Below are 2,146 nucleotides of genomic sequence, written 5' to 3' on the forward strand. Positions count from 1 at the left end.
GCGCTCCGGCTTCCAAGGCTCCTACCTATCCTGTACAAGCTGTACCGAAATTCAATATCAGGCTACAGTAAAGCTCCACGGGGTCTTTCCGTCCTGTCGCGGGTAACCTGCATCTTCACAGGTACTATAATTTCACCGAGTCTCTCGTTGAGACAGTGCCCAGATCGTTACGCCTTTCGTGCGGGTCGGAACTTACCCGACAAGGAATTTCGCTACCTTAGGACCGTTATAGTTACGGCCGCCGTTTACTGGGGCTTCAATTCAGAGCTTCGCTTACGCTAACCCCTCCTCTTAACCTTCCAGCACCGGGCAGGCGTCAGCCCCTATACTTCGCCTTACGGCTTCGCAGAGACCTGTGTTTTTGCTAAACAGTCGCCTGGGCCTATTCACTGCGGCTCATCCGGGCTATTCACCCAAATGAGCACCCCTTCTCCCGAAGTTACGGGGTGATTTTGCCGAGTTCCTTAACGAGAGTTCTCTCGCTCACCTTAGGATTCTCTCCTCGCCTACCTGTGTCGGTTTGCGGTACGGGCACCTTTTCCCTCGCTAGAGGCTTTTCTTGGCAGTGTGGATTCAGGAACTTCGGTACTTTATTTCCCTCGCCGTCACAGCTCAGCCTTTATGCAAGCGGGATTTGCCTCGCTTGCAGCCTAACTGCTTGGACGCGCTATTCCAACAGCGCGCTTACCCTATCCTCCTGCGTCCCCCCATTGCTCAAACGGTAAAGAGGTGGTACAGGAATATCAACCTGTTGTCCATCGCCTACGCTTTTCAGCCTCGGCTTAGGTCCCGACTAACCCTGAGCGGACGAGCCTTCCTCAGGAAACCTTAGGCATTCGGTGGATGGGATTCTCACCCATCTTTCGCTACTCATACCGGCATTCTCACTTCTAAGCGCTCCACCAGTCCTTACGGTCTAGCTTCAACGCCCTTAGAACGCTCTCCTACCACTGACATCGTAGATGTCAATCCACAGCTTCGGTGATACGTTTAGCCCCGGTACATTTTCGGCGCAGAGTCACTCGACCAGTGAGCTATTACGCACTCTTTAAATGGTGGCTGCTTCTAAGCCAACATCCTGGTTGTCTAAGCAACTCCACATCCTTTTCCACTTAACGTATACTTTGGGACCTTAGCTGGTGGTCTGGGCTGTTTCCCTCTTGACTACGGATCTTATCACTCGCAGTCTGACTCCCATGGATAAGTCTTTGGCATTCGGAGTTTGTCTGAATTCGGTAACCCGATGAGGGCCCCTAGTCCAAACAGTGCTCTACCTCCAAGACTCTTACTACATGAGGCTAGCCCTAAAGCTATTTCGGAGAGAACCAGCTATCTCCAAGTTCGATTGGAATTTCTCCGCTACCCACACCTCATCCCCGCACTTTTCAACGTGCGTGGGTTCGGTCCTCCATCCAGTGTTACCTGGACTTCAACCTGGACATGGGTAGGTCACCTGGTTTCGGGTCTACGACCACATACTTATTCGCCCTATTCAGACTCGCTTTCGCTGCGGCTCCGTCTCTTCAACTTAACCTCGCATGTAATCGTAACTCGCCGGTTCATTCTACAAAAGGCACGCCATCACCCGTTAATGGGCTCTGACTACTTGTAGGCACACGGTTTCAGGATCTCTTTCACTCCCCTTCCGGGGTGCTTTTCACCTTTCCCTCACGGTACTGGTTCACTATCGGTCACTAGGGAGTATTTAGCCTTGGGAGATGGTCCTCCCTGCTTCCGACGGGATTTCACGTGTCCCGCCGTACTCAGGATCCACTCTGGAGGGAACGAAGTTTCAACTACAGGGCTTTTACCTTCTATGGCCGGCCTTTCCAGACCTGTTCATTTACCTCGTTCCTTTGTAACTCCGTATAGAGTGTCCTACAACCCCAAGAGGCAAGCCTCTTGGTTTGGGCTAATCCCGTTTCGCTCGCCGCTACTCAGGGAATCGCGTTTGCTTTCTCTTCCTCCGGGTACTTAGATGTTTCAGTTCCCCGGGTCTGCCTTCAATACCCTATGTATTCAGGTAAAGATCCTATCCCATTACGGATAGGGGGTTTCCCCATTCGGAAATCTCCGGATCAAAGCTTACTTACAGCTCCCCGAAGCATATCGGTGTTAGTCCCGTCCTTCATCGGCTCCTAGTGCC

Annotated in this window: 1 rRNA gene; it reads right to left on the reverse strand. The window is 52.2% G+C overall.

The annotated features are described in order from the left end of the window. Positions 1 to 2,146 (reverse strand): 23S ribosomal RNA (locus KHA94_RS25630); the annotation flags it as partial.

This window comes from Cytobacillus citreus, assembly GCF_018343665.1.
Taxonomy (GTDB): Bacteria; Bacillota; Bacilli; order Bacillales; family Cytobacillaceae; genus Cytobacillus; species Cytobacillus citreus.